This window comes from Mycobacterium sp. (genome assembly GCF_032162605.1).
GTDB lineage: Bacteria > Actinomycetota > Actinomycetes > Mycobacteriales > Mycobacteriaceae > Mycobacterium.
In genome coordinates this window covers 34,611-60,063 of the sequence record NZ_JAVROT010000171.1, presented here as the reverse complement: position 1 = coordinate 60,063, position 25,453 = coordinate 34,611, and the positions used below count along the sequence as shown (strand labels likewise).

20 protein-coding genes and 2 pseudogenes are annotated in these 25,453 nt (G+C 67.7%); 17 read left to right on the top strand and 5 right to left on the bottom strand.

Going from position 1 to position 25,453, the window contains the following annotated elements; genetic code table 11:
• Together QOI01_RS10615 and QOI01_RS10610 are read left to right on the top strand one after the other, a co-directional pair.
• A partial coding sequence (locus QOI01_RS10615) for an MFS transporter (RefSeq protein WP_526380612.1) occupies positions 1–572 on the top strand: 572 nt, incomplete at its 5' end.
• Positions 569–718 (top strand): MFS transporter small subunit, encoded by a 150-nt coding sequence (locus tag QOI01_RS10610; protein ID WP_526380610.1) that lies wholly within the window; start codon positions 569–571, stop codon positions 716–718. The genes QOI01_RS10615 and QOI01_RS10610, both read left to right, overlap by 4 nt.
• Before the next feature lie 20 nt (positions 719–738).
• Here QOI01_RS10610 and QOI01_RS10605 read toward each other — a convergent pair whose 3' ends face one another.
• Complete coding sequence (locus tag QOI01_RS10605; protein WP_526380608.1) at positions 739–1,926, bottom strand: NAD(P)/FAD-dependent oxidoreductase; 1,188 nt, start codon at positions 1,924–1,926, stop codon at positions 739–741.
• A gap of 188 nt (positions 1,927–2,114) precedes the next feature.
• On the opposite strand from QOI01_RS10605, the gene QOI01_RS10600 reads away from it, so the two are divergent.
• The 6 genes and pseudogenes from QOI01_RS10600 to QOI01_RS10575 all read left to right on the top strand — a co-directional run bounded on the left by QOI01_RS10600 (position 2,115) and on the right by QOI01_RS10575 (position 8,729).
• Positions 2,115–2,855 (top strand): TetR/AcrR family transcriptional regulator, encoded by a 741-nt coding sequence (locus QOI01_RS10600; RefSeq protein ID WP_526380606.1) that lies wholly within the window; start codon positions 2,115–2,117, stop codon positions 2,853–2,855.
• A gap of 49 nt (positions 2,856–2,904) precedes the next feature.
• Positions 2,905–4,428: a flavin-containing monooxygenase gene (locus QOI01_RS10595; protein ID WP_526380604.1), complete on the top strand. Its 1,524-nt coding sequence runs from the start codon at positions 2,905–2,907 to the stop codon at positions 4,426–4,428.
• A 111-nt stretch (positions 4,429–4,539) separates the two neighbouring features.
• Positions 4,540–5,514 (top strand): class 1b ribonucleoside-diphosphate reductase subunit beta, encoded by a 975-nt coding sequence (gene nrdF / locus QOI01_RS10590; protein WP_526380602.1) that lies wholly within the window; start codon positions 4,540–4,542, stop codon positions 5,512–5,514.
• A 55-nt stretch (positions 5,515–5,569) separates the two neighbouring features.
• Complete coding sequence (locus QOI01_RS10585) at positions 5,570–6,652, top strand: threonine aldolase family protein (protein ID WP_526380600.1); 1,083 nt, start codon at positions 5,570–5,572, stop codon at positions 6,650–6,652.
• Positions 6,653–6,971: 319 nt separating this feature from the next.
• Positions 6,972–7,331 (top strand): annotated as a pseudogene (locus tag QOI01_RS10580) (transposase); the annotation flags it as partial.
• 282 nt (positions 7,332–7,613) lie between these two features.
• Positions 7,614–8,729, top strand: a complete 1,116-nt coding sequence (locus tag QOI01_RS10575; RefSeq protein WP_526380628.1) for a transglycosylase family protein — start codon at positions 7,614–7,616, stop codon at positions 8,727–8,729.
• 120 nt (positions 8,730–8,849) lie between these two features.
• On the opposite strand, the gene QOI01_RS10570 is transcribed toward QOI01_RS10575, so the two are convergent.
• Positions 8,850–10,463 carry an amino acid permease gene (locus QOI01_RS10570; protein ID WP_526380598.1) on the bottom strand — a complete coding sequence of 538 codons (1,614 nt, stop codon included), beginning with the start codon at positions 10,461–10,463 and terminating at the stop codon, positions 8,850–8,852.
• 159 nt (positions 10,464–10,622) lie between these two features.
• Here QOI01_RS10570 and QOI01_RS10565 point away from each other — a divergent pair.
• Positions 10,623–10,928, top strand: a pseudogene (locus tag QOI01_RS10565) (DUF3349 domain-containing protein); the annotation flags it as partial.
• A gap of 130 nt (positions 10,929–11,058) precedes the next feature.
• Here QOI01_RS10565 and QOI01_RS10560 read toward each other — a convergent pair.
• The gene (locus QOI01_RS10560; RefSeq protein WP_526380596.1) at positions 11,059–12,108 is read right to left on the bottom strand and encodes an NAD(P)-dependent alcohol dehydrogenase; all 1,050 of its coding nucleotides are present in this window, start codon (positions 12,106–12,108) and stop codon (positions 11,059–11,061) included.
• A gap of 143 nt (positions 12,109–12,251) precedes the next feature.
• The gene (locus QOI01_RS10555; RefSeq protein WP_526380594.1) at positions 12,252–12,527 is read right to left on the bottom strand and encodes a YciI family protein; all 276 of its coding nucleotides are present in this window, start codon (positions 12,525–12,527) and stop codon (positions 12,252–12,254) included.
• Positions 12,528–12,624: 97 nt separating this feature from the next.
• Here QOI01_RS10555 and QOI01_RS10550 point away from each other — a divergent pair, with 97 nt between their 5' ends.
• The 6 genes from QOI01_RS10550 (at position 12,625) to atzF (ending at position 21,601) form a co-directional block, all read left to right on the top strand.
• Positions 12,625–13,104 (top strand): hypothetical protein, encoded by a 480-nt coding sequence (locus QOI01_RS10550; protein WP_526380592.1) that lies wholly within the window; start codon positions 12,625–12,627, stop codon positions 13,102–13,104.
• Entirely contained in the window at positions 13,016–14,404 is a 1,389-nt protein-coding gene (locus QOI01_RS10545; protein WP_526380590.1) for a hypothetical protein, read from the top strand. The genes QOI01_RS10550 and QOI01_RS10545 overlap by 89 nt, the downstream gene beginning before the upstream one ends.
• 154 nt (positions 14,405–14,558) lie before the next feature.
• Positions 14,559–15,455: an urea amidolyase associated protein UAAP1 gene (locus QOI01_RS10540; RefSeq protein WP_526380588.1), complete on the top strand. Its 897-nt coding sequence runs from the start codon at positions 14,559–14,561 to the stop codon at positions 15,453–15,455.
• Positions 15,452–16,093 (top strand): urea amidolyase associated protein UAAP2, encoded by a 642-nt coding sequence (locus QOI01_RS10535; RefSeq protein WP_526380586.1) that lies wholly within the window; start codon positions 15,452–15,454, stop codon positions 16,091–16,093. Before QOI01_RS10540 ends, QOI01_RS10535 begins: the two co-directional genes overlap by 4 nt.
• The gene (uca, locus tag QOI01_RS10530) at positions 16,090–19,770 is read left to right on the top strand and encodes an urea carboxylase (protein WP_526380584.1); all 3,681 of its coding nucleotides are present in this window, start codon (positions 16,090–16,092) and stop codon (positions 19,768–19,770) included. The genes QOI01_RS10535 and uca overlap by 4 nt, the downstream gene beginning before the upstream one ends.
• A gap of 73 nt (positions 19,771–19,843) precedes the next feature.
• Positions 19,844–21,601 carry an allophanate hydrolase gene (gene atzF, locus QOI01_RS10525; protein WP_526380582.1) on the top strand — a complete coding sequence of 586 codons (1,758 nt, stop codon included), beginning with the start codon at positions 19,844–19,846 and terminating at the stop codon, positions 21,599–21,601.
• Here the strand turns inward: atzF and QOI01_RS10520 are convergent.
• Positions 21,553–22,260, bottom strand: coding sequence for a TetR/AcrR family transcriptional regulator (locus QOI01_RS10520; RefSeq protein ID WP_526380580.1), 708 nt, complete (start codon positions 22,258–22,260; stop codon positions 21,553–21,555). The two genes, atzF and QOI01_RS10520, sit on opposite strands and share 49 nt — an antisense overlap.
• A gap of 245 nt (positions 22,261–22,505) precedes the next feature.
• Between QOI01_RS10520 and QOI01_RS10515 the strand changes: the two genes are divergently transcribed.
• Together QOI01_RS10515 and QOI01_RS10510 are read left to right on the top strand one after the other, a co-directional pair.
• The gene (locus QOI01_RS10515; protein WP_526380578.1) at positions 22,506–24,539 is read left to right on the top strand and encodes a dipeptide ABC transporter ATP-binding protein; all 2,034 of its coding nucleotides are present in this window, start codon (positions 22,506–22,508) and stop codon (positions 24,537–24,539) included.
• The gene (locus QOI01_RS10510; protein WP_526380626.1) at positions 24,539–25,408 is read left to right on the top strand and encodes an ABC transporter permease; all 870 of its coding nucleotides are present in this window, start codon (positions 24,539–24,541) and stop codon (positions 25,406–25,408) included. The genes QOI01_RS10515 and QOI01_RS10510 overlap by 1 nt, the downstream gene beginning before the upstream one ends.
• Positions 25,409–25,453 lie beyond the last annotated feature (45 nt).

The following is a 25,453-nucleotide window of genomic DNA, read 5'->3' as shown; positions in this document are numbered from 1 at the left end:
TGATCCAGGACTTCTTCCGCGACCACGGCACCTCCACGGTGAGCGTGACCGCGGCGGCCGGCTTCGTCGGCGTCCTGTCGCTGTTCAACATGGCCGGCCGGTTCGTGTGGTCGTCCACCTCGGACCTGATCGGCCGCAAGCCGATCTACATGGTCTATCTGGGTGGCGGCATCATCCTGTACGCGCTGCTGGCCCTCGTCGGCAGCTCCGCGACCGCGGTGTTCGTGCTGCTGGCGGGCGTGATCCTGTCGTTCTACGGCGGCGGTTTCGCGACGGCCCCGGCCTATCTGCGCGACCTGTTCGGCACGTACCAGGTCGGCGCGATCCACGGCCGCCTGCTCACGGCATGGTCGGTCGCAGGCATCCTCGGACCCATCATGGTCAACGCCATCGCCGACAGCCAGAAGGCCGCCGGCAAGTCGGGACCCGAGCTCTACACGTTGTCGTTCTCGATCATGATCGGGCTGCTGATCGTCGCGCTGGTGTGCAACGAACTCCTCAAACCCGTTGACGCGAAGTGGCACGAACCGTCCAGCGAGCGCACCGGGAAAGTCGAGGAGAGCACGCGATGACCGACCAGACGGCTGACGCCGAACTCCACGACTACCGGCCCTCGGTGCCCAAGGCGTACATCGCCCTGGCCTGGCTGTGGGTGGCCATTCCCTTCGGCTACGGCGTGTTCGAACTCATCCTCAAGGTCAAACAGTTGTTCCAGTGAGGACAAGCGACACGAGGTGACTAGTTCTTCACCTGATGCTGCGGGCCCTGTTCCTTCTTGTACAGCGCCTTGAGCATCCGATCGCGGAAGAAGGCGTTGTCGATCAGCTTGATCCCGTTGTTCGCGACGGCAGGGATGCCCGCGAGCTTGTGGAAGTAGCGGCCGCGCCGGTATTCCTTGCCCCAGGCGGCTTCCATGCGCTGCGCGTAGTTGGTGAAGTCGTCAGGGCCGCCGTTGGTCAGCGCCGCGATCGCGCACTCACCGGCGGCCAGCCCCGACTCGAGCGCCTTGGAGATACCAGCGCCCGAGGCCGGCTTGCCGGCACCGAGCGAGTCGCCGGTGAACAGCACACCCGGACGCCACGGCGGCCACGCGGTGAAACCCATCGGCAGTCGCCAGGCCCGCACCAGCTTGTCCTTCTTCAGCTCCTCGATCGGCGGGAGACCCCACTCGGGCGGCAGCGTCCGCATGAACTCACCCATGAACTGGGTAGCGTTGATCTGCTGCCAGTTCTTGTAGCTATTGACGTAGCCCAACCCGACGTTGATGCGTCCGCCGCCGAACGGGAACACCCAGGCATAGCCCGGTAGTTGGTCACCGTTGAACTTCAGGTTGAGGTAGATGTCGAGCGAATCGGAGTCCGGCTTGTTGGCAGGCATCTCCGCACGGATGGCGATCGCCGAGTAGCCGTTGTACTCCGAGTCGATCTTCAGCGCGCGCTTGATGGGGGAGTAGGCACCGTCGGCGGCGATCACCGCGTCGCCGAAGACCTTTTCGCCTTTCTTGAGTACCACGCCGACGACGCGGCCTCCTGCGTCGAGCTCGGGACCGGTCACCTCACACGACTGCCGGATCTCGGCACCTGCGGCCTCGGCGTGCTTGAGAAGCAGCGTGTCGAGCTGGGGTCGGGGCGCGACGTAGCCGTGGTCGGGCATCCCCGGGCGCTTGGGAAAGGAGAGCTCCCATTTCGAAGGACTGAACACCGTCACGCGGTTGACCCGGTGGAACTTGTCGACCTCTCCGGCGAGGCCCATCTTCTGCAGGTAGCTGACCGCGCGGGCGGTCAGGCCGTCACCGCACGGCTTGTCACGCGGAAATTCGGCCTTGTCCAGGACGATCACCTTGGCGCCGGTCCGCGCCGCCTGCCACGCTGCGGCGGCACCCGAAGGCCCGCCGCCAGCAATGACCAGGTCGTATCGCTGCGTCATGATTCTCGTCTCGTTAGCTCCGCTGTATCCGCAGCGATGGTACCCGGGTCGGTTGTCCGCCTCTTGGCGAGCACGATGTCGGAAGCGTGAACCGGGTCCGTCGCTGCGCACCGGCTCGCGGCGCGGTGCGGTAAGTCTCGTGGCGCGGTCTTGGCAGGTCAGCGCGGCTCAGCCGGTACAGTGAGTCCGTGCGCAGACCGCCTCGACCACACCCGGGTACCCCACCCGGTGCGAAGGTGGATGCCCGCAGCGAGCGCTGGCGGGAGCATCGCAAGCAGGTTCGCGCCGAAATCGTCGACGCCGCCTTCCGCGCCATCGACCGTCTCGGTCCCGAGCTCTCGCTTCGTGAGATCGCCGAAGAGGCCGGCACTGCGAAGCCGAAGATCTACCGGCACTTCACCGACAAGTCGGACCTGTTCCAGGCCATTGGCGAGCGCCTTCGAGACATGTTGTGGGCGGCCATCTTCCCGTCCATCAACGTGACGACCGACCCCGCTCGCGAGGTCATCCGCCGCAGCGTCGAGCACTACGTGTACCTCGTCGACGAGCACCCCAACATCTGCCGGTTCCTGATCCAGGGCCGCTTCGCCGAACAGAGCGAGTCGACGATGCGTGCCATCAACGAGGGCCGCGACGTCACGCTGGCGATGGCCGACCTGTTCAACAACGAGTTGCGGGAGATGGAGCTCGACGGTGCAGCCATCGAGCTGGCCGCGTTCACGACGTTCGGCGCGGCCGCGGCAGCGACCGAATGGTGGCTGGGCCCCGATACGGACAGTCCACGCCGGATGCCGCGGCAAGACTTCATCACACACGTCACGACGATCATGCTCAGCTCGATCTATGGCACCTGCGAGCTGCTCGGCATCAAGATCGATCCCGACCTTCCGTTGCACGAAGGTGTTCGCCGCCGCGAACCCGTGGCCTGATATCCAGTACCCGCGTTCCCAGGTATTGTCGGGTCATGACGGTCGTGACATGACGAAAGCCGAACAGGCAGGCGTGACTCCTGCGCAGAAGGACCCGGTCCACACCCGCGCGGTCATCATCGGCAGCGGGTTCTCCGGCCTCGGTATGGGCATCGCCCTGCAGAAGCAAGGCTTTGGTGCGGCAGACTTCGTGATCCTCGAGAAGGCCGACGAGATCGGCGGCACCTGGCGTGACAACACCTACCCCGGTTGCGCTTGCGACATCCCGTCGCACATGTACTCGTTCTCCTTCGAGCCGAAGGCCGACTGGCGACACATGTGGTCGTTCCAGCCAGAGATCTTCGACTACCTCAAGGGCGTCGCCGACAAATACGGCCTGCGCCGCTACGTCCGCTTCGGCTCCCACGTCGACCGGGCGCAGTGGGACGACGCCGAGATGCGCTGGCACGTGTACACCGACACCGGCCAGGAGTACGTCGCCCAGTTCCTGATCTCCGGGGCAGGCGGACTGCACATCCCCCTGATCCCCGACTTCGAGGGGATGGACGAGTTCTCGAACGCCGGCGGCGTCGCCTTTCACTCCGCGCAGTGGGACCACGACGTCGGCATCGCAGGCAAGCGGGTGGCCGTGATCGGCACAGGCGCCAGCGCCATCCAGATCGTGCCGGAGATCGTGAACGACGTCGCGGAACTGCACGTGTACCAACGCACGCCGCCGTGGGTGATGCCGCGACCCAACAACGCATTTCCGGAGTGGACGCGCCAGCTGTTCTCCAACGTCCCCGGCGCCAGGGCACTGATGCGGGCGGGAATCTACTGGCTGCACGAAGTCGTCGGGTTCGCGATGACGCAACAGCCCCGGCTGCTCAAAGTCGGTGAGCTGATGGGCAAGTGGAACATCCTTCGCAGCGTGAAGGACCGCGACCTGCGCCGCAAGCTCACACCGAGCTACCGGGCGGGCTGCAAGCGAATCCTGAACTCCGACACCTACTACCGCGGCATCGCGAACCCCAAGACCCAGGTGATCACCGAAGGGATCGACCGTCTCGTGCCCGAGGGCATCCGCACGGTCGACGGCAAGGATCATCCGGTCGACGTGCTGGTGTTCGCCACCGGGTTCCACGTCACCGACTCCTATACCTACGTCGACATCAAGGGCGCGCAGGGCGAAGATCTGGTGGACCGCTGGAACCGCGAGGGCATCCAGGCGCACCGCGGCATCACCGTGGCCGACATGCCCAACCTGTTCTTCCTTCTCGGCCCAAACACTGCGCTCGGGCACAACTCCGTGGTGTTCATGATCGAGTCGCAGATCCGCTACGTCGCGGACGCGATCGCCGCCGTCGACAAGGCCCGCGCCCAGGCGCTGGCTCCCAGCCGCGCCGCGCAGGACGAGTACAACGTCGAGTTGCAGGACGACCTCGCCAAGACGGTGTGGAACACGGGAGGTTGCCGGAGCTGGTACCTCGACGAGCACGGCGTGAACCGGACGCTGTGGAGCGGCATGACCTGGCAGTACTGGCTTTCGACCCGGCGGTTCAAGACCGCCGAATACGTTTTCTCCGGGCGGTGAGTGAATCGAGCACACGACACGGCAACACAATCAGTTGTGCTGCGGCGCGTCGTCACACCCCAGTTGTAGTGTCGTGGGAGCTACTCGCCACGTTCTGAATTGGGGTCCAAGATGTCTGATGGAATGAAGCTGATCGACCGAGTCTCGGCCATCAACTGGAACCGCGTTCAAGACGACAAGGACGCCGAGGTCTGGGAACGTCTGACCGGCAACTTCTGGTTGCCGGAGAAGGTTCCCGTGTCCAACGACATCCCGTCCTGGGGCACGCTGAACGCCCACGAGAAGCAGCTGACGATGCGGGTCTTCACAGGCCTGACGCTGCTGGACACCATCCAGGGCACCGTTGGCGCGGTGAGCCTGATCCCCGATGCGATCACGCCACACGAGGAAGCCGTCTACACCAACATAGCGTTCATGGAGTCGGTGCACGCCAAGAGCTACAGCAACATCTTCTCCACGCTGTGCTCGACGGTGGAGATCGACGAGGCGTTCCGCTGGTCGGAGGAGAACCCCAACCTTCAGCGCAAAGCCGAGATCGTGATGAACTTCTACAAGGGCGACGATGCCCTCAAGCGCAAGGTCGCCTCGACACTGTTGGAGAGCTTCCTGTTCTACTCCGGCTTCTACCTGCCGATGTACTGGAGCAGCCGCGCCAAGCTCACCAACACGGCCGACATGATCCGGCTGATCATCCGCGACGAGGCCGTGCACGGCTATTACATCGGCTACAAGTACCAGAAGGGTCTGGCCGGCGAGGACGAAGCCCGCAAGGCCGAGCTCAAGGACTACACCTACGAGCTGCTGTTCGAGCTCTACGACAACGAAGTCGAGTACACCCAAGACCTGTACGACGGGGTGGGTCTCACCGAGGACGTCAAGAAGTTCCTGCGGTACAACGCGAACAAGGCCCTGATGAACCTCGGTTACGAGGCGCTGTTCCCGAAGGACGAGACGGACGTCAACCCGGCGATCCTCTCGGCTCTGTCACCCAACGCCGACGAGAACCACGACTTCTTCTCCGGTTCCGGGTCGTCCTACGTCATCGGCAAGGCCGTCAACACCACCGACGAGGACTGGGACTTCTAGAGCTTTCGTACGGGCCATTTTCGGCAGTGTCCCGTCGTCGGCCAGACTGGATGGCGTGACCTACGCATTCAACGACACACTGCGCCTGCACGATCCGGAGTACCGCGGCTTCGCGAGTGACAACTACGCGGGCATCCACCCCGAGGTGCTCAGCGCCGTCGCGGCGGCGAACGAGGGGCACCAGATCGCGTACGGCGATGACCTCTACACGGCTCGCCTGCAGGACGTCATGGCCGAGCACTTCGGTGCGGGTGTCGAGGCGTTCCCCGTCTTCAACGGTACCGGGGCGAACGTGCTCGGTCTGCAGTCCATGCTGCCGCGCTGGGGTGCGGTGATCTGCACGCAGACCGCGCACATCCACACCGACGAGAACGCCGCTCCCGAGCGCATTGGGGGGCTGAAGCTGCTGACGGTCCCGACCCCCGACGGCAAGCTCACCCCCGAACTCGTCGACCGCGAGGCATGGGGCTGGGGTGACGAGCACCGGGCGCAGCCGCTCGCGGTGTCGATCACGCAGACAACCGAACTCGGCACCGCGTACACCGCCGCCGAGGTCCTGGCGATCGCCGACCACGCGCACCAGCGTGGAATGACCCTGCACATGGACGGCGCCAGGGTGTCGAACGCGGCCGCCCACCTCGGGGTGAAGCTGCGCGAGTTCACCACCGATGCCGGAGTCGACGTGCTGTCGTTCGGAGGAACGAAGAACGGCCTGATGTTCGGTGAGGCCGTTGTGGTGCTGAACCCCGTGGCCTCCGACGGCATGACGTACCTGCGCAAGTTCAACATGCAGTTGGAGAGCAAGATGCGCTTCGTCTCCGCTCAGCTGATCGCCATCCTGAGCGATGACCTGTATCTGCGTTCTGCAGGGCACGCGAACGCGATGGCCACCCGGCTCCGCGAGGCCGTGGAGGGACTGCCCGGCTTGACGATCTCGCAGAAGACGCAGTCCAACGCCGTCTTTGCGATCCTTCCTCCCGGTGTGGCCGACAGGCTCCGCCAGAACTTCCGCTTCTACGACTGGGATCCGGCGACCGGCGAGGTGCGCTGGATGTGCGCCTTCGACACGACCGAGGCCGATGTCGACGAGTTCGCGGCGGCGCTGCGCGATGAACTCGGGGCGGTCACCCCGCCCTGACGCGGTTCGACTGCGGCGCGTCCAGCGAACCCATCTCGGCCACAGTGGCTTTCGCGGTTCGGTCGCGCCCGAGCTCCCGTGTGCACCGTAGCGGTGACGGTTCGGTGCCGTTGTCCTAATTGGACGCGACGGGTCGGCCTGTGAACGCGCAAAACATCGTGCTGACTAGGCAGCGATCAACGTCGCGGGGCTGACCGAACTGCGACGTTGAGCCCCAACGACTCTGGGTCGGCGACACGCCGGGCAGGGTGGTCGGTCAAATGGCGAAGACGCGGAATGATGTGCGACCGACGGGGTTGAGGACGGTGGGTTGTTCGACGTGATTTTGGCCAGAAGCATTGACAGCCCGAACCGCTTCGCGGACAAGACGTTGAGTGTTTTCGGCCCAGCTCCGGGATCGTCGCCGTCGTCGCTGGACTACTCGTCGTCGCCCCAGCGCCTGGCGCGGTGCATTGCCGAGTTGGTCGACGCGCATCTGGATGTCGGCCCTTTTCGAGTCGCCGACACCGAGGGCCGTGGTGAGCCGCCCGTCGAACCGCAGCTGATGGTGAGCATTCTGTTGTATGGCTACACCACCGGCGTGCGCTCGTCACGGGTGATCGCGCGCGAATGCGTCGATGACGTGTCCTTCCGGTGGCTGGCGGCGGGGGCAGCTCCGGATCATCGAGCAATCGCCCGGTTCCGCAGGCGGCACCGAGCTGCGCTCGGAGACCTGTTCGTGCAGGCGTTGGTGTTGTGCCGAGACGCGGGCATGGTCCGGCTCGGCCAAGTGGCGTTGGCCGGAACGAGGGTGCGGTCCAGATCCTCCGTACGTCCGGCGGGGAGCTCCGCGCGGATTAGTGAGTGGGAATGTGTTCTCGCCGAGGAGGTCTCGGCCCTGCTGGCCGACGCCGAGCGGGTCGATGGGACCGAAGACACCAGGCGGGGTCGAAGCGGTCTCCGACACGCCTTGTCCGGCCTGCTGCGGCAAGCGAACAACACTCCGAGGCACAGGGCGCCGCGTGCGCTTCTCGGCGCGCTCCTGTTGGCGTTGACGTTCGGGGGCGGCTACACCGTCACGATGCACAAGACGGTCACTCTTCTCGTCGACAGCTCCCCGATGACGGTGTCGACACTGAAGTCGAAGGTGATCGACGTGGTGCGGGACAACGGCTTCTCCGTCAGCAACCGCGACGATCTCCATCCGGGCGGTGATCAGCCGGTACGGCAGTCCGACACCATCGTGCTGCGACGCGGGCGGCCACTGCAATTGACGATGGACGGCGGGCCGAGCACGCAGGTCTGGACCACGGCCTCGACTGTCGACGAGGCCCTCGCGCAGCTGTCGATGAGCGACGCCCTCCCCACCGCGGCGTCGCTTACCGGCACGGTGCCGCTGGCCGGAATGGCGCTGCCGGTGATCACTGCGAAGAACGTCCACCTCGACGACGGTGGTGTGGTCGGCGAACGGCGCCTGGCAGCGGCCAATGTAGGCCTGCTGCTCGCCGCAAACGGTGCGCCCCTTGAGCAGGACGACAAAGTGGTGCCGCCGGCGTCGACTCCGGTCACCGCGCGGATGCGGATCGTGGTCACTCGAATCCGTACGCGGACCGTTACCGAGCGCATGCAGGTGCTGCCGCAGGTGTACCGCATTCAGGATCCGAAGATGAACATGAGCCGCCACGTTGTCGAGGACCCCGGTTCTGCGGGGACCCAGGACATCACCTTCACGGTGTCGATAGTCAATGGCGTCGCGACCGGCCGAGAGGTCGTGAGGAACGCGATCAAGACACCCGCCAGACCGAAGGTGCTGCGGATCGGCGCCAAGCCGGGCACCCAGGTACCGCCGGTGCTCAACGGGGCGGCCTGGGATGCGCTGGCCGCGTGTGAATCCGGTGGGAACTGGGCCATCAACACCGGTAACGGTTTCTACGGCGGCGCCCAGTTCGACCAGAACACCTGGCAGCGCAACGGCGGATTGCGTTACGCACCACGGGCGGACCTTGCCACCCGAGAAGAGCAGATTGCCATCGCCGAAGTCACGCGGGCACGGCAGGGGCGGGGCGCCTGGCCGGTATGCGGCACCAGACTGGCGTAGGTGATGGGCCCGTCCACGCCGGTTGGCCCTCTTGGTGATCGGTGCCCGGCAAGGGGGTACCCCATGCAAGAGACCCCCGACACGCGGAACGTGTCGGGGGCCTTCGAGATTGCTCGAGCATCAGGCGGGGGGAGCGGGTACCTCCTCGGCACGCTCGTGGGTGTCCTCCATCACGGTGCGTCCGATCTCGGCGTAGATGGCCGGCTTGGCCGAGCGCAGCCACACCGCGTAGATCAACCCGATCAGGAACGCCGCGAGGATCATGTACGGGGCCACCTTGAACACGTCCGACTTCGCAGCCAGCCCGGCCGCGAACTCGCGGTTGTCCCATAGCAGCCACACCACGTAGAGCATCGCCACGCCACCGATCAGCGGGCAGATTAGGGTGGTGATCACGTTGCCGCGGTGAGTCTTTCGTACCCAGAAGTACCAGATCACCGCCGCCGAGCATATGGCCTGGACGAGAAGGATGGCCGCGGTGCCGATCAGTGCCAGCAATCCGTAGACGTTGACGTACGGGACGAGGGTCGGCGTGTCGACCGGGCTCCCGTTGGCGTCGGGCACCTGCACGGCGGTGAAGAACGCGAACGCCAGCACGATCAGCAGGGTGATCACACTCTGGATCGTCGAAGCGACCCAGGGCGAGCCGTGCTTGGGATGGGTGCTGCCGATCGTCGACTTCACCTTCTCCGACGGAATCTCGCGACCTAGTGCGAACAGGTAACGCGCCGCGGCATTGTGGAAAGCCAGTGCGCAGGCGAAGGATCCGATGACGAGCAGTGCCTTGTAGACGTCGAGGATCACACCGCCGAGGTTGGAGTTGACCAGCCCGAAGAAGAGGTCCAGCGGTGACGCGCTGATCGACGTCTCGACGGACGCCTTGGCTCCGTTGCCTGCGATGACCATCGCCGAGATGAACGTGTAGAAGAGACCGAGTCCCACCACTGCGATGATGGTCGCCCTCGGAATGATCTTCTTCGGGTTGCGGGACTCCTCGCCGTAGACGGCGGTGGTCTCGAAGCCGACCCACGACCAGAAGGCGAAGAACAGGCCGATGGCCATGGAGCCGGCGGCGGCCGCCGTGCCGAACGCCCCGGCGGGCAGGCCCTCGAACGCATTGTTGAGCAGAACGGTCTGGTTCAGCATGAAGCCGTCGGGTCCGCCACCGGAGAAGATCACCGAGAAGGCCAGCGCGAAGAGGATGAGCACTTCCGCGGTCAGGGTGACGCCGAGGATCGCCGCCGTCAAGCTGATGTCGAAGTAACACAGCAGCGCGATGGCCGCGATCGCGACGATGGCGATCACCAACCACGGGATGTTCACCCCGAAGATGGTGTTGAGGGCGTCATTGGCGAAGTACGCGCAACCGCCGATCAGCGAGCCTTCGAAGACGACGTAGGCGAAGGTGGCCAGCACGCCGCTGGCCATGCCCCACACCTGGCCGAGGCCGTGGGAGATGAAGCCGTAGAACGCGCCGGTGGTGGTGATGTGCCTGGCCATCGCCACGTAGCCGAGGGCGAACAGGGTCAGGATGATCGTCGCGAACAGGAAGCCGGCAGGGGCGCCAAGTCCGTTGCCGAATCCGACGGCGATCGGTGTGTTGCCGGTCATCGCGGTGATCGGTGCCGCGTTGGCCACCGCCATGAAGATGACGGCGACGATCCCGATCGAGCCCTTCTTCAGGCCGGACGACGGGGTGGGGGAAGTCTCGACAGCTGCGGATTCAGCACTCACGCAGGCCTCCTGGGGTCGAATTGGGAAGCAGAAGTGGACTGCAAGGCTGCAGTCCGTTGTTCAGCGTCGCATCCGCAACGCGATCCGACAACTCGAACAGCGATGTTGCCAGCGAGTTCGGGGGTGCCAGCGGTTTCGAGCTACCTCGACACTGGCGAGGTGACGATCACCTCGCTGCTGACGTCGATCCTGAATTGGCTCCGGGAGGGTTATCCCGAAGGCGTGCCGGGACCCGACCGTGTTCCACTGCTCGCGCTGCCGCGCGCCACGCCGTTGACGGAGGACCAGATCGAGGAGGTGGTGCGGAACCTCACCGCCGACGACTCGCCTGCGCCGGCCGACGGCGCGATCAAGGTCGACGAGATCGAGGCGTTCATCACCGACGTGACGCATCACGACGCGGGTCCGGCGAATGTCCGGCGGGTGGCGGCCATACTCGCCGCAGCGGGCTGGCCTTGTCAGGGTTCAAGGACATGTCGGGGTTCAAGGAAGGGGACGAAGACGACGAAACGGCCCGGGTCCCCGGGGGATCCCCCGAGTAGACCTGGACCGCTCGTGCGTTGGATTTACCGCGTGGCGCTGACTTACAGCAGTCTTACAGCGTGGCGGTGTCGATGACGAACCGGTACCGCACGTCGCTGGCCAGCACCCGCTCGTAGGCCTCGTTGACGTAGGACGCCTCGATGACCTCGATCTCGGGGGTGACATCGTGCTCGGCGCAGAAGTCCAGCATTTCCTGGGTTTCCGGGATGCCGCCGATCATCGACCCGGACAGGTTGCGTCGGTACGCCCCGAGCGGGAAGAACGGGACGACCAGCGGCTGTTCGGGTGCACCCAGCTCGACGAGGGTGCCGTCGGTGGCCAGCAGCCCGAGGTAGGCGCCCATCTCGAGATTCGCCGACACCGTGTTGAGAATCAGGTCGAAGGTGCCTGCGAGCTTGTCGAAGGTGTCGGGATCGCTGGTGGCGTAGTAGTGGTCTGCGCCGAGGCGCAGGCCATCCTCCATCTTCTTCAGCGACTGGCTCAGGACCGTCACCTCTGCGCCCATCGCGTGCGCGATCTTGACGCCCATGTGACCGAGGCCACCGAGGCCGATGATGGCGACCTTCTTGCCAGGGCCTGCGCCCCAGTGGTGCAGCGGCGAGAACAGGGTGACGCCCGCGCACAGCAGCGGCGCGGCCTTGTCCAGGGGGATGCTCTCGGGGATGCGCAGCACGTAGTTCTCGTCGACGACCGTGGCCTTGCTGTAGCCGCCATAGGTCGGGGTGCCGTCCTTGCCGGTGGCGTTGTAGGTGCCGACCATGCCACCCTCGCCGGTGCAGTACTGCTGTAGACCGGCCTTGCAGTTGGCGCACTCGCGGCAGGAGTCGACGAAACAACCGACGCCGACGCGGTCGCCGACCTTGAACTTCGTGACCTCGGAGCCGACCTCGGTGACGACACCGGCGAGCTCGTGACCGGCGACGACGGGGTAGTTGGGCTCTCCCCACTCGCCCTTGACGGTGTGAATGTCGGAGTGGCAGATGCCTGCGAACTTGATGTCGAATGCGACGTCGTGCGGGCCGACGTCACGGCGCTCGATGGTGGTCTTGGTCAGTGGAGCGGTCGCGGACGTGGCGGCGATCGCGGAAACGGTTGTGGTCATCTCTCCTTCGTACCCTCTTCTTTGCGTGCGAACTCTTCGCCATAAGTTTAGCGAAGATAATTAATTAGGCGCAGCGTCGCGCCCCCGAGCAGTGCCAACGGGTACCGGCGCCGGATTAGTCCCGAGCGCGGGCCAATACCAGGTTAAAGGCCCGGGCCGCGGAGTGTGGCCTTGAAGCTCGTTCGGTCGTAGCGCACCAGGTCTGCAAGTTGATACGGATCGGACGCGGTCATCGCGTCGGCCTCTTCGGCGCTGATGTCGCCGGTGATCAGAATCCCGCCGTCGCCCGACTCCTGGCGCCCGGCCAAGATGAGGTGGCCGGAGTCGACCCGAGCCCTGACCCAGTCGACGTGCGCGGGCCGGGTCTGTTCGATGACGTCGAGCGGCTGAACATAGGTGATCGTCAAGACGTGGAACACGATGGTGACACTAGTCCAGCTCGGCAGGAGCTGACCCGCAACGATTGGCGGAGACGAAAAGCCTATGGCGGCCAAGGTCTTTCGCTACAGTTCCGTGATGACTGAGCGACCACGGGTCACCCGTCTGGTGATGTACAAGCACGGCGTCGCGTATCTGGAGCGCAGCGGCCCTGCCGACGGCGACTTCGATCTCTCGTTCCGGCGTAGCGACATGAACGACGTACTCAAGTCCCTCGCGATCGGGGTCGCCCGCGGGGCCGCAACCATCGGTGCGGTCGCCTTCGAGACTCCATCCGACCCGGACGCCATGCTCGCTGAGCGGAACCTTCTGCTGACGCCTGGGCGCACGCTGACCGAACTGCTTACCGCGGTCCGTGGGCGCACCGTGCAGATCTCCGCCGAGGGCCGAGGAGCCGTCACGCGACGACCTCGACTATCTGATCGACCGGTCGCGTGCCGCGAACGCGGGCGAGAACCGGACGGTGCGCGTGCAGGTCTTGGGAGCCGCCGAGGACCTCAGGGTGTCGTATGTGGTCCCGGCACCGGTGTGGCGGGTGTCGTACCGACTGATCTGTGACGACGCCTCGGTCACTCTGTTCGCGATGGCGATCGTCCACAACCCGGTCGACGAGGACCTCGACGACGTGGAGCTGACCCTGATCACGGGGCAGCCGGTGTCCTTCGACATCGACCTATATCACGGCAAGTGGGTGGACCGGAAGGTCGTCGAGGAGATAAACCGCTCGGGTCCTGCCCCGACGACGTATGAACCGGGTGTGGGATCGGCATACGCCGTGCCGTCGCCAGCCATGATGCGGGGCGGTGGGTTCGCGCCGGAATCCTCGGCCGAGATGTTGGCGGCCGATTCCTACGGCGACGACTTCGCCGACGTGGGGGACCACGGCGAACACTTCGAATATCGGGTGAGCGCCCCGATCTCGCTGAAGCGCGGTGCAGCCTCGATGGTGCCGCTGGTCGTGGTTCGGCTGGAGGATGCCCGTAGGGAGCGCATCTGGCGCGATGGCTCCAACTCGGCGCCGGACATCGTGCTGGGCTTCGGCAATTCGGCGGGCATGGTACTCGAGGAGGGGCCCGCCGTGGTCTACGACGACGGAAGCTATGCCGGCGAGGCGATGGTTCCCTACACAGCCCGCGGCGCCGACCTGCGGCTGGCGTTCGCGAAGGACCTCGCCCTGGGGTGCGGCCGGACGACGGTCACGGACACCCTGACCACCAGGGTCCGGCTGGGGCGGGACGCGCTGATCGAGGAAGTCCGCCACGACGAGACCCATACGCTCAGGGCGGACGGCGACGGCGACTCGGCCGTCAGCGTCATCTTCGAGTTGAATCGCAGGCCACGCTATGAACTGCACTCGGCTGACGACTCGGCGCAACCCTTCGAGCAGACCGCGACGCACCACCGATTCGAGGTGGACGTGCCGGCGCACGGGTCGGCGGAGCTGACGGTCCGCGAGTCGCGGCGGATGCAACAGAGGACCGACTATCAGTCGTTGACTCCGGACCGGTTGCAGCGCTGGCTCTCCCAGCGACTGCTCGACGACGCGACTTTCCGGGAGCTGTCGGGCGTGCTCGCGCACTGGGAGGAGGCGCAGCGACTGGAGGACGACCGCGAGCGACTCGACGAGGAACGCACCGAGGCGTTCGAGGCCCAGACGCGCATCGCCGAGCAACTCGAGGTTCTGCGGGACACCGGACCGGAAGGCGACGTCCGCCAGCGCTCCGTCGAGCAGCTGGTCGCGCTACAGGACCTGGCGGCCGGGCTGGACGCGGACATTCGGGCCAACCGCGATGCGGTGGACGCCGAGCGGCGGGCCGCCACCGAGGAACTGCGAGCGGTGATCGGCGAAGCCGGCTGAATATCTGTCACATGACAGACACACGCGTTGCGTGTTGTTAACGAGCGACGCGCGATCGGTTACACCGCGGCAACCACTGCCGGGCTCGCGGCGAGAAAACTGTCATCTGACAGAAATCCATCGGCCGATTGCGTGCCGCGAGCCCGGGAGCGCAGTGACCAGCGATGTGACGAGCGACGTGTCCAGCGACGGCGCGACCGCCACGACCCCCACGACCGCAACGACCGCGGGGGCGAAGGCCCACGCCCGGGCCCAGCACGGGCGCAGCGCCGACTTCATGCGCCACGTGCCCGCACCGGCCAGCCCAACTGCACCCGACGGGACGCCGGCCGAGCGGCTGGTGTGGTCCGAAACCGTTGCGCCAGGCGGATACACCACCGCAGTGCTGGCCAGGGGCACCCGCATCCGGCTGACCGACCCCGACGGTGACGCCTGTGCGCACATGCTGTTGCACCGCGCCGACGCGCCCCACGAGCGACTCAACGTCGCCGACACGGTGAAGGTCCCGTGGCAGGCCTACGTCGGGACGGGCCACCCGCTGCTGAGCGGGTTCGGCCGCGTCCTGGCGACGGTCGTCGCCGACACGTCGACCGCGCACGACGCACTCGCCGGAACCACGACGCGGGCGGGCAACGAGGCCAAGTACGGGTCGGGCGCGCCGGAGTCGCCGTCCGCCGCAGGGCGCGAACTCCTCCTTCTCGGTGCTCTCAAACACGGTCTCGGGCAGCGTGATCTGCCGCCGTCGCTGTCGTTCTTCCAAGGGGTGCGGGTGGGCGCCGATGGCGCATTCCGATGGGAGGGGTCGGCGGGCCCGGGCGGAAGCGTCGACCTCCTGCTGCACGTCGACGCGATCGTGCTGCTGGCCAACACGGCCCACCCGCTGGACCCACGACCTGAGTTCACCTGCTCACCCCTGCTCGTGCATGCCTGGCCTGCCGCAACGGATCTCGACCTGCTGGCGGCGGGCGACCTCGTCGGACCGCTGGGCCCCGAACACCTTCAGGCCGTGGCGAACACCGACGCCGATCTGACCGCCCGAGGAGTCCTGTGACCGTCCCCGCCCTCGTCCCCGGCGCCGTCGTCCTCGACCAGAACGTGGCCGCTCGGGCACCCTGGTCCGCGGTGGTCGCCGCGGGCGACGTCCTGACGATCGTCGACCTCGCAGGCAATCAGGCCGTCGACTGCCTGCTCTACTCGGCCGTCGACACCACGGTCCGCTACTCGGCGCCGGAGACCATCGCGCGACAGGGCCGGATCACGCTGACCACCGGGTCGGTGCTGCGGGCCGATACGGGGTTGGAGCTGATGACGGTCGTCGACGACGAAGTCGGCATCCACGACACGCTCGGCGGCGCGTGCTCGAAGGAGTCCAACACGCTGCGCTACGGCCAGCACACCCGCGCCCAGCACGGATGCATGGAGAACTTCCTGCTGGAGGGCGCCCGCCACGGGCTTGGCGCACGGGACCTCGCGAGCAACATCAACTGGTTCATGAACGTGCCGGTCGATCCCGACGGTGCGCTCGGGATCGTCGATGGACTGTCGGCGCCGGGCAAGCGGGTGGCGCTGCGCGCCGAGATCGACACCCTCGTCCTGGTCTCTAACTGTCCGCAGATCAACAACCCTTGCAACGCCTTCGATCCGACGCCGGTCCGCATGATCGTGACGCGCCCGGGTGGGGCGGCATGACCGAGACCGCACTCATCGCCAACCGCGGCGAGATCGCCGTCCGCCTCGTCCGCTCGGCGCGGCTGCTGGGGATGCGCACGGTCGCGGTGTTCTCCGACGCCGACCGCGGTGCGCCGCACGTGCGGCTCGCCGACGAGGCCGTCAGATTGGGGCCGTCCGCTCCGAGTGAGAGCTACCTGCGGGTCGATGCGATTCTCGCCGCCGCGGCGAGCACCGGGGCGGACATGATCCATCCCGGTTACGGATTCCTTTCAGAAGACGCCGAATTCGCGTCTGCCGTCGAGGCGGCGGGGTTGGCGTTCGTGGGTCCGACACCACATCAGCTGCGCGTCTTCGGCACCAAGCACACCGCGAGGGCCGCGGCCAAGGCCGCAGGGGTCCCCGTCTTCGCGGGCTCCGACCTGTTGGCCGACGAGGCGGCGGCGATGACTGCTGCCGACGCGATCGGCTTTCCCGTCATGCTCAAGGCGACCGGCGGCGGCGGGGGCATCGGCATGCAGGTCTGTCGGGACGCCGCCGACCTGCGTTCGGCGTTCGGCCGCGTCTCGCGGTTGGCCCAGCGCAGCTTCGGCTCGGCAGGCGTGTTCGTCGAACGGTTCGTCGACGACGCGCGCCACGTCGAGGTGCAGATCTTCGGCGACGGCGCCGGGCGCGTGGTCTCCCTCGGTGACCGGGACTGCTCGCTGCAGCGCCGCAACCAGAAGGTGATCGAGGAGGCCCCGGCTCCCGCTCTACCGGATTTGGTTCGGGCCCAACTGCATTCGTCTTCCCGCGCACTGGCCGCCGCCGTCGGCTACCGATCCGCGGGGACCGTCGAGTTCGTCTACGACCCACGCCGGGAGGAAGCGTCGTTCCTCGAGGTCAACGCGCGACTGCAGGTTGAGCACCCGGTCACCGAGGCGGTCACCGGCATCGACCTGGCCGGCTGGATGTTCCGGCTCGCCCGTGGCGAGAACGACCTGCTGACAGCACATCTGGCGCCGGGGGAGGCCACCGGTGCCGTACCGGTCCGAGGCCATTCCGTCGAGGCGAGGGTGTACGCCGAAGACCCGTCGCGTGACTACCGCCCGAGCACCGGGACGCTCGTCGCCGTCGAGTTCCCCGGCCAGGTGGGACAAGACCCCGAGGTACGCGTCGACACGTGGGTGGAAGCGGGCACCGAGGTTACGGCATCCTACGACCCGCTGCTGGCCAAGGTGATCACCGTCGGCGCCGATCGCGACGAGGCGTTCGACCGGCTCGGGCGCGCGCTGGACGCCACGGTCGTGGCTGGCATCGAGGTCAACCTCGGGATGCTGCGGGCCGCTTGCGCACGCGAGGACGTCCGCGCGGCACGGCACGGCACCGCGACCCTCGCCGACGTCACCGACCCCCGCCCACGGATCGAAGTCGACCGTCCAGGTCTGCAGACGACGGTGCAGGACCTACCCGGCCGGGTCGGACTGTGGGACGTCGGCGTCCCGCCGAGTGGCCCGATGGACGACCTGTCGTTCCGGCTCGGCAACCGCGCAGTGGGCAACCCGGAAGGGGTGCCGGGACTGGAGTGCACCGCATCCGGCCCGGCGCTGCGCGTCACGCACGAGACAACCTTCTGCGTCACCGGCGCCGAGTGCCTAGTGACGGTGGACGGGACGCCCGCACCGATGTGGGAGCCGATCGTGGTTGTGGCCGGAGGCGTGCTGGACGTCGGTGCGGCCGAGACGGCCGGACTGCGGACCTACGTGCTGGTCGCAGGCGGCTTCGACGTGCCGCCCTACCTGGGTAGCGCATCGACCTTCACCCTCGGGCGCTTCGGTGGCCACGGCGGCCGTCCACTCGTCACCGGCGACGTCCTGCGCGCGGCGACGTCCACCCCGCTCGAGCCGGGCGCGGCGGTACCGCCCGGCCTGCGACCGGCGATGCCGTCCGAGTGGGAACTGGCGGTCACCGAGGGACCCCACGGAGCTCCGGAGTTCTTCAGCCGCAACGACATCGACACGCTCTACGGCGCAGGCTACGTCGTCCACTTCAACTCGGCCCGCACCGGTGTGCGGCTCGAGGGGCCGAGGCCGAAGTGGGCACGGCCGGACGGCGGTGAGGCAGGCCTGCACCCGTCGAACATCCACGACAACGCCTACTCCGTCGGAGCGCTCGACTTCACCGGCGACACCCCCATCCTGCTCGGCCCCGACGGTCCCAGCCTGGGTGGCTTCGTCTGTCCGGTCACGGTCGTCGCCGCGGACCGGTGGAAGCTCGGGCAGCTGCGGCCAGGCGACACCGTGCGGTTCGTGCCCATCCGCACCGTCGACGCGCCGTCGCGGTCCGAGCTTGGCATCGCTCGCCGGGCGGCGTCTCCCGTCGTCCCAAGAAGCGCACGCGATGGTGACGACGGCGTGCTGGCCCGTCGGGCCGGAAACGGCGCACCCGCGGTCACCTACCGTCGCAGCGGCGACGACAACGTCCTCGTCGAGTACGGCGACATGGTCCTCGACCTGGCCCTGCGGGCGCGAGTGCACGCGCTTCACCAGCGGCTCGCCGAACTGCGGGTCGGCGCCGTGACCGGAATCCTCGATCTCACGCCGGGGATCCGATCGCTGCAGGTGCACGTGGACCCCGACGCGCTGTCGATCGACCGGCTGCTCGGCCTGCTGTCCGAGCTTGAGGACGACCTTCCCGCCACCGCGGAACTCGTCGTGCCGAGCCGTTCGGTCCGGCTGCCGCTCAGTTGGGACGACCCCGCCACGCGCGAGGCGATCGCGCGCTACACCTCCGGCGTGCGCGACGACGCCCCGTGGTGCCCGTCCAACATCGAGTTCATCCGCCGGGTCAACGGCCTGGCGAGTCAGGACGACGTCATGGACACGGTGTTCTCGGCGGAGTACCTGACGCTCGGCCTCGGCGACGTCTACCTGGGTGCGCCCGTGGCCACGCCGCTCGATCCGCGGCACAGGTTGGTGACCACCAAGTACAACCCGGCCCGCACGTGGACCGCCGAGAACTCGGTCGGCATCGGCGGCGCCTATCTGTGCATCTACGGCATGGAGGGACCCGGTGGTTACCAGTTCATCGGTCGGACGACGCAGGTGTGGAGCCGGTATCGGCACACCGCGCCGTTCGAGCCAGGCAGCCCGTGGCTGCTGCGCTTCTTCGATCGCATCTCCTGGTACCCGGTTTCGGCCGACGAGTTGCTCGACCTGCGGGCCGATCTAGCCGCTGGCAGGGGATCGGTCGAGATCACCGCGGGCACCTTCTCACTCGCCGACCAGATGCGCTTTCTGGCCGACAACGCCGAGTCGATCGAGGAATTCCGGGGTCAGCAGAGCGCGGCCTTCGCGGCCGAGCGCGCGGCGTGGGCGGCGGCGGGCGAGTTCGACCGTGCCGAGCGGGCGGAGTCACGGGTTGCCGTCACGAGAACCGACCTGGTCCTCGACGACGGCGAACAACGCGTCGACGCACCGTTCTCGTCGAGTGTGTGGAAGGTCGACGTCGCGGTCGGCGATCTGGTGGTGGCAGGGCAGGCGCTGCTTGCGCTCGAGGCGATGAAGATGGAGACAGTCATGACCGCACCGTCCGATGGCGTCGTCACGCACGTTCTCGTCGAGGCAGGCAACCAGGTCGATCCCGGCACCCCACTCGTCGTGGTCGGTACTGGCGGCGTGGCCTCCGACGAGCGCGACGTCACGGGAGTTCCGGCATGAACGCCCGAAGGCGAGCGCGAGTGAGGATCGCAGCGAGGCACGAGCGAGGACCGGAGCGAGGGAGAGTCGAGGCATGAACGCCGTGCTGCGCGTCCGCGCGACGTACGCGGCGATCGAGGCCGCAGACCGTCCGGAGATCTGGATCTTCTTGCGTCCCATGGCCGAAGCGCTCGTCGACGCGGAGGCCGTCGACGCCGCCGTACTGGCGGGCGCCGACCTTCCGCTCGCAGGCCTGACCGCGGCGGTGAAGAACAACGTCGACGTCGCGGGTCTGCCGACCACCGCGGGATGCCCGACGTATGCGACAACGCCTGCACCCGCCGACGCCACCGTCGTCGCGCGGTTGCGCGCTGCCGGTGCCGTCGTGATCGGCGCGACCAACCTCGACCAGTTCGCCACCGGGCTGGTCGGCACGCGCAGTCCACACGGTGCGGTGCGGGATGCCCGGCGGCCCGACCACGTCTCCGGCGGATCGAGCGCGGGGTCGGCCGTCGCCGTCGCACTGGGTCTTGTCGACGTGGCGATCGGCACCGACACCGCAGGCTCCGGCCGCGTGCCCGCCGCGCTGCAGGGCATCGTCGGGATCAAGCCGACCTACGGCGTAGTGCCCACCGACGGGGTGGTTCCGGCCTGCCGCTCCTTCGACTGCGTGACGGTCTTCGCCCGTGACCTCGACACCGCAGATGCGACGATGGGCGTCATCGCCGGCGGCGCGCGGCCGTTCCCGCCCGATGCGCCGCTGTCCGCGCCCGAGGCGCCCCTGGTGGCGGTCCCGCGCGATCTTCCGGCGCTGTCCGCGGAGTGGCAGGTGGCGTTCCGCGCCGCGTGCGGACGCCTCGAACGTCATGGCGCGACCTTGCTCGAGATCGATCTCGCGCCGTTCCTCGAGGCCGCGCGCCTGCTCTACGACGGCGGCCTGGTGGCCGAACGCCACGAGGCGGTCGGCGCGTTCGTCGACGCGCACCGGGCCGAGGTCGATCCGATCGTCGGGGCGATCATCTCGGCGGCGGGCGAGGTGCCGGCCACCCGGCTGCTGCGGGACCGCCGTCGACTCGCGGAGCTGACGCAGATCGCGCTGGCCGAGCTCGGTGACTGCGACGCGCTGCTGATCCCCACCACCACCGAACACCCGAGCATCGCCGACGTCGCGGCCGACCCCGTCGGAGTGAACGCACGACTCGGGGCGTACACCAACTTCTGCAACCTGATGGACATGTGTGCGGTGGCCGTCCCGTCGGGGACCGCCGGTGACGCCGAGTTCGGGGTGTCGGTGGTCGCGAGATCCGGCGCCGACGCCGTCGCGATCGACGTGGCGCGTCTGGTCACCACACCGACGCCGTCCGTCGCACGCCACGGCGCCGCGTCGCGCGAGGACCGCCCGACCGAGGCGCCGTGGCCGACGCGCGCCGGTGCAGACGCCACGCCGCTGCTGGTGGTGGGAGCACATCTGCGCGGCCAGCCACTGGCCTTTCAGCTGGAGGAGCGCGGCGCCCGGTGGGCGGGCCCGGCGTTCACCGCGCCGCTCTACCGGCTGGCGAGCCTGGTCACCACACCACCGAAGCCGGGTCTGGTCCGCGTCGGCAGCGGGGACGGCACCGCCATCGGCGGTGAGCTCTGGCTGGTGGGCACCGCGATGCTCGGCGATTTCCTCGCGGCACTGCCCGCGCCGATGTCGTTGGGCCGGGTCACCCTCTCAGACGGGACCGAGGTGGTCGGTTTCGGCTGCGCGCTCGACGCGTGGCGGGCCGGCGATGACATCTCCCACCACGGCGACTGGCCCACCTACCTGCGGTACGTGGCGTCCGCGTCCGCGGATGCGACGCGGGTGTAGCGCTGGACTTCCTGTCTAGTGCGGTCCCGCAGGGCGGGTGTCTCCCCGTCGGGAACGCCGAGCACGCGTATGCAGGCGTCGGCCACGTGGACCGGCAACTCGGAACGCTCAGGTCCAGGGGGCACGGACCACATGTTCACCAACGACTCGACCAGCCGGAACGGCAGATCGGCCGCCGCCTCGTTGACCCCGGTCTGATCGAGGACGGCCTGGCTGAGTGCGAGATAGTGCAGCCGCAGCCGTTCACGATCCGACCAGAACGGTTCGAGCCGGGCGTCGCGGAGCTCGGGCAGCAGGTAGAGGGCGCCGAGGTTCCATCGGCCGGTGAGGAGCTGTTCGCCGTCGAACGCGGCGAGGACGTGCAGGTGCTCGGCCGCGCTCAAGGCCGGCTCGGCGCCGAGCAGGTTCGGGATGAGCGACAGCGTCGGGCTCACGGTCTGGCCCAGCAGCGTGCACAGGATGTCGTCCTTGGTCTTGAAGTAGTGGTACAGCGACGCCTGACGGATGCCGACCGACTCCGCGATGGACCTCGTGGACGTGCCCGCGTAACCGAGGGTGGTGAACAGTTCGCCTGCGGCGTCCAGGATTTCGTCACGCGCGGTGACGCCGGGGCGCCGCTGGTCGTGGTGGCGGGGTCGTCCGGCCCGTGCGAGCGGCATGACCCCATCGTGGACCATGACCGGCAGGAAATGGTCACGTCCGCCTGTTTCTGTCACACGACAGAAACGTGCGATACGCATCGGTTACGTGCGCGGTCAATTGGTTACGCCAGCGACACCCATCGGGTCGGCGGGGCCGGAAAACTGTCAACTGACAGGCCAATCGCACACGGGCGTGCCCGGCCTCGCTGACCTCGACATACTCCGGGAGCGTTCCGATGGGCTTCGCTTTTTCAGAAGGCGCGGTGGTTTCAGAGGACGCTGCTGTTTCCGAAGACACAGCCGTATCCGAGGCCGACGCATCGTCGGGGACCGCCGCGGCGCGCTCGGCCCAGGATGCCGTCGCGACCGTCGACGACCTGCGCGTGACGTTCCGGCGCAACGGACATGACGTGCAGGCGCTCCGCGGAGTGTCCCTCGCCATCGCACCGGGAGAGATCCTTGGTCTCGTCGGTGAATCCGGTTCCGGCAAGAGCGTTCTCGGGTTCAGCCTGTTGGGCCTGCTGCCCGAGCACGCCAAGATCGAGGGCACGGTGACCGTGGCCGGCTCCGACATGGTCGGCGGTGACGCCAAGGCTCTGCGAAGAGTCCGCCGCCTCGACCTCGGCGCCGTGTTCCAGGATCCGATGACCTCGCTCAATCCCACCATGCGGATCGGCAAGCAGGTCGAGGAGGCGGCGGGCAGTGACGCCGAGGCACTGCGCCTTCTCACCGCGGTCGGGATCCCCGAACCCAAGCGGCGAATGCGCGCCTTCCCCCACGAACTCTCCGGAGGCCTTCGGCAACGCGTGATGATCGCGATCGCGATCGCGGGCGATCCCGACCTCATCATCGCCGACGAACCGACGACGGCCCTCGACGTCACCGTCCAGGCTCAGGTGCTGCGTCTGCTCGGCCGACTGCGTGACGAGATCGGCTGCAGCATCGTCTTCATCACCCACGACCTCGGCGTCGCCGCGCAGATCTCGGATCGCATCGCGGTGCTCTACGCGGGCCGGATCGCCGAAGTCGGCCCAACCGGTGCTGTTCTCGGCACGCCCGCGCATCCGTACACCCACGGCCTGTTGCGGTCGCGGCTCACGCTGCACACCGCGCGGGACCGCAGGCTGGCCGCGCTCGCCGGGTCGGTGCCCAGCGCGGTGTCGCCGCTGCCGGGATGTGCGTTCGTTCCGAGGTGTGCGCTCGCAGGAGACGACTGTGCGACGGCGCCACCGGAGCCGGTTGCGGTCGCGGTCGATCGCACGAGTGCGTGCATCCTGCCATTGGGGGAGGTCGCCAACGGCCTCGGCGCCAAGTCGACGAACACCGAGGAGCCCTTCCCGGAATCGGTCGACGACGCGCAAGAACTGCCGCCGTCGGTGGTCCTGCGCGACGTCACCAAGACGTTCACGGTGGCCAGGCGCTGGCTGGACCGGTCGGCGGGCAGCGACGGCAAACTTCAAGCGCTGCGCGGGGTTTCGCTGCGTGTCGGGCACGGCGAGTCGGTGGCGCTGGTCGGTGAGAGCGGCTCCGGCAAGTCGACGCTGTTGCGCACGATCGCCGGCCTGGAGAAGCCGACCTCCGGAGCGGTGCAACTCGTCGACGGCCAGCGTCCTCAGATGGTGTTCCAGGATGCCGGCGCCTCGCTGACGCCGTGGCTGTCGGTCGGTGAGCTGATCACCGAACGACTTCGGAGCACGGCCATGTCGCGCGCCCAGCGTCGCGATGCCGTGGCAGAGGTTCTGCTGAGAGTCGGTCTGCCGGCGGACGTCGCGAAGTCGCGCGCCGGGCAACTGTCGGGTGGGCAGCGGCAACGGGTCTCGCTGGCACGCGCCACCGTGGTGCCGCCGTCGGTACTTCTCTGCGACGAACCCACCAGTGCGCTCGACGTCTCTCTGGCCGCCTCGGTGCTCAACCTGATCGGGGATCTGCGACGCACCCTCGACATGTCGGTCGTCTTCGTGACGCACGACCTCTCGGTGGCCCGCGTGGTCGCCGACCGGGTCGCCGTGATGTACCTGGGGCGCATCGTCGAGGTCGGTCCCGCCGAGCAGGTCATCGGGAACCCGGCGCATCCCTACACCCAGGCACTCGTCGACTCGATCCCCGATCTGGGCCGCGAATCCCGGCCGCTGCCAGGCGAACCCGCGAGCCCACTATCGCCCCCGACGGGGTGCGCGTTCCATCCCCGCTGCGAGATCGCCGTCGACACCTGCGGCGGAACCCAACTGGACGTGCGCCTGGAGGGATTCCCAGGAAACCCACACCAGGTGGCGTGCATCGAGAGGCGGGCAGGCTGATGGCGATCGCGGTATCCGCACCTTCACTGGTCCGCGGCCGTGGACGACGCGTGTTGTCGCTGCCGCAGTCACGCTCGGCGGTGCTCAACTGGGTCGGATTCTCGCTGGTGTTCGTGGTGACCGCGATCGCGATCGCGGTGCCGCTGCTGGCGCCACACGATCCGCTGATTCCCGTCGGCATGCCGCTGCAGGCGCCCGGTACGAACGGATTCCTGCTCGGAAGTGACAGCATCGGCCGCGACATCTTCTCGCGCGTGCTCTACGGCGTGCGTTCCAGCTGGTTCGCGGCCCTGGCGGTGGTCGCGATCGGCCTGCTGATCGGTGGACTGGTCGGCCTGATCGCCGGCGCGACGGGCGGTTGGGTCGACTCGGTGCTCAAGCGGATCACCGACGCGTTCCTGTCACTGCCCGCACCGGTGCTGGCCATCGCGGTGGTCGCTGCCCTTGGGCCCGGCTTCGTGCACACCCTCGTCGCCGTGTCGATCGTCTGGTGGCCCTTCTACGCGCGGTTGGTGCGTGGGGAGGTGGCCCGGCTCGCGGCACGACCACACGTCGAAGCGGCGAAACTCGCAGGGGTGAGCCGTATTCGGCTCGCGGGCCGCCATCTGCTGCCCGGCGCGGTGCCGAATGCGTTGGTGGCCGCGAGCCTCGACGTCGGCACGCTGATCCTGACCCTGGCGGCGCTGTCGTTCCTCGGCCTCGGACAGTCGGCCCCGGCCGCGGAGCTGGGCGCCGACTCCGCCCGCAACCTGAGTTACTTCCTGCAGCAGTGGTGGATCCCGGTCATGCCCGGTCTCGGTGTCCTGGTGCTGGCGCTGATCGGAAACATCGCAGGGGACAGCCTGCGCAACCTGATGAAGACGAGTTAGTGGTCGCGCTCGGAATCTCGCGTCGCGCCGAGCGTGAGCCCACTG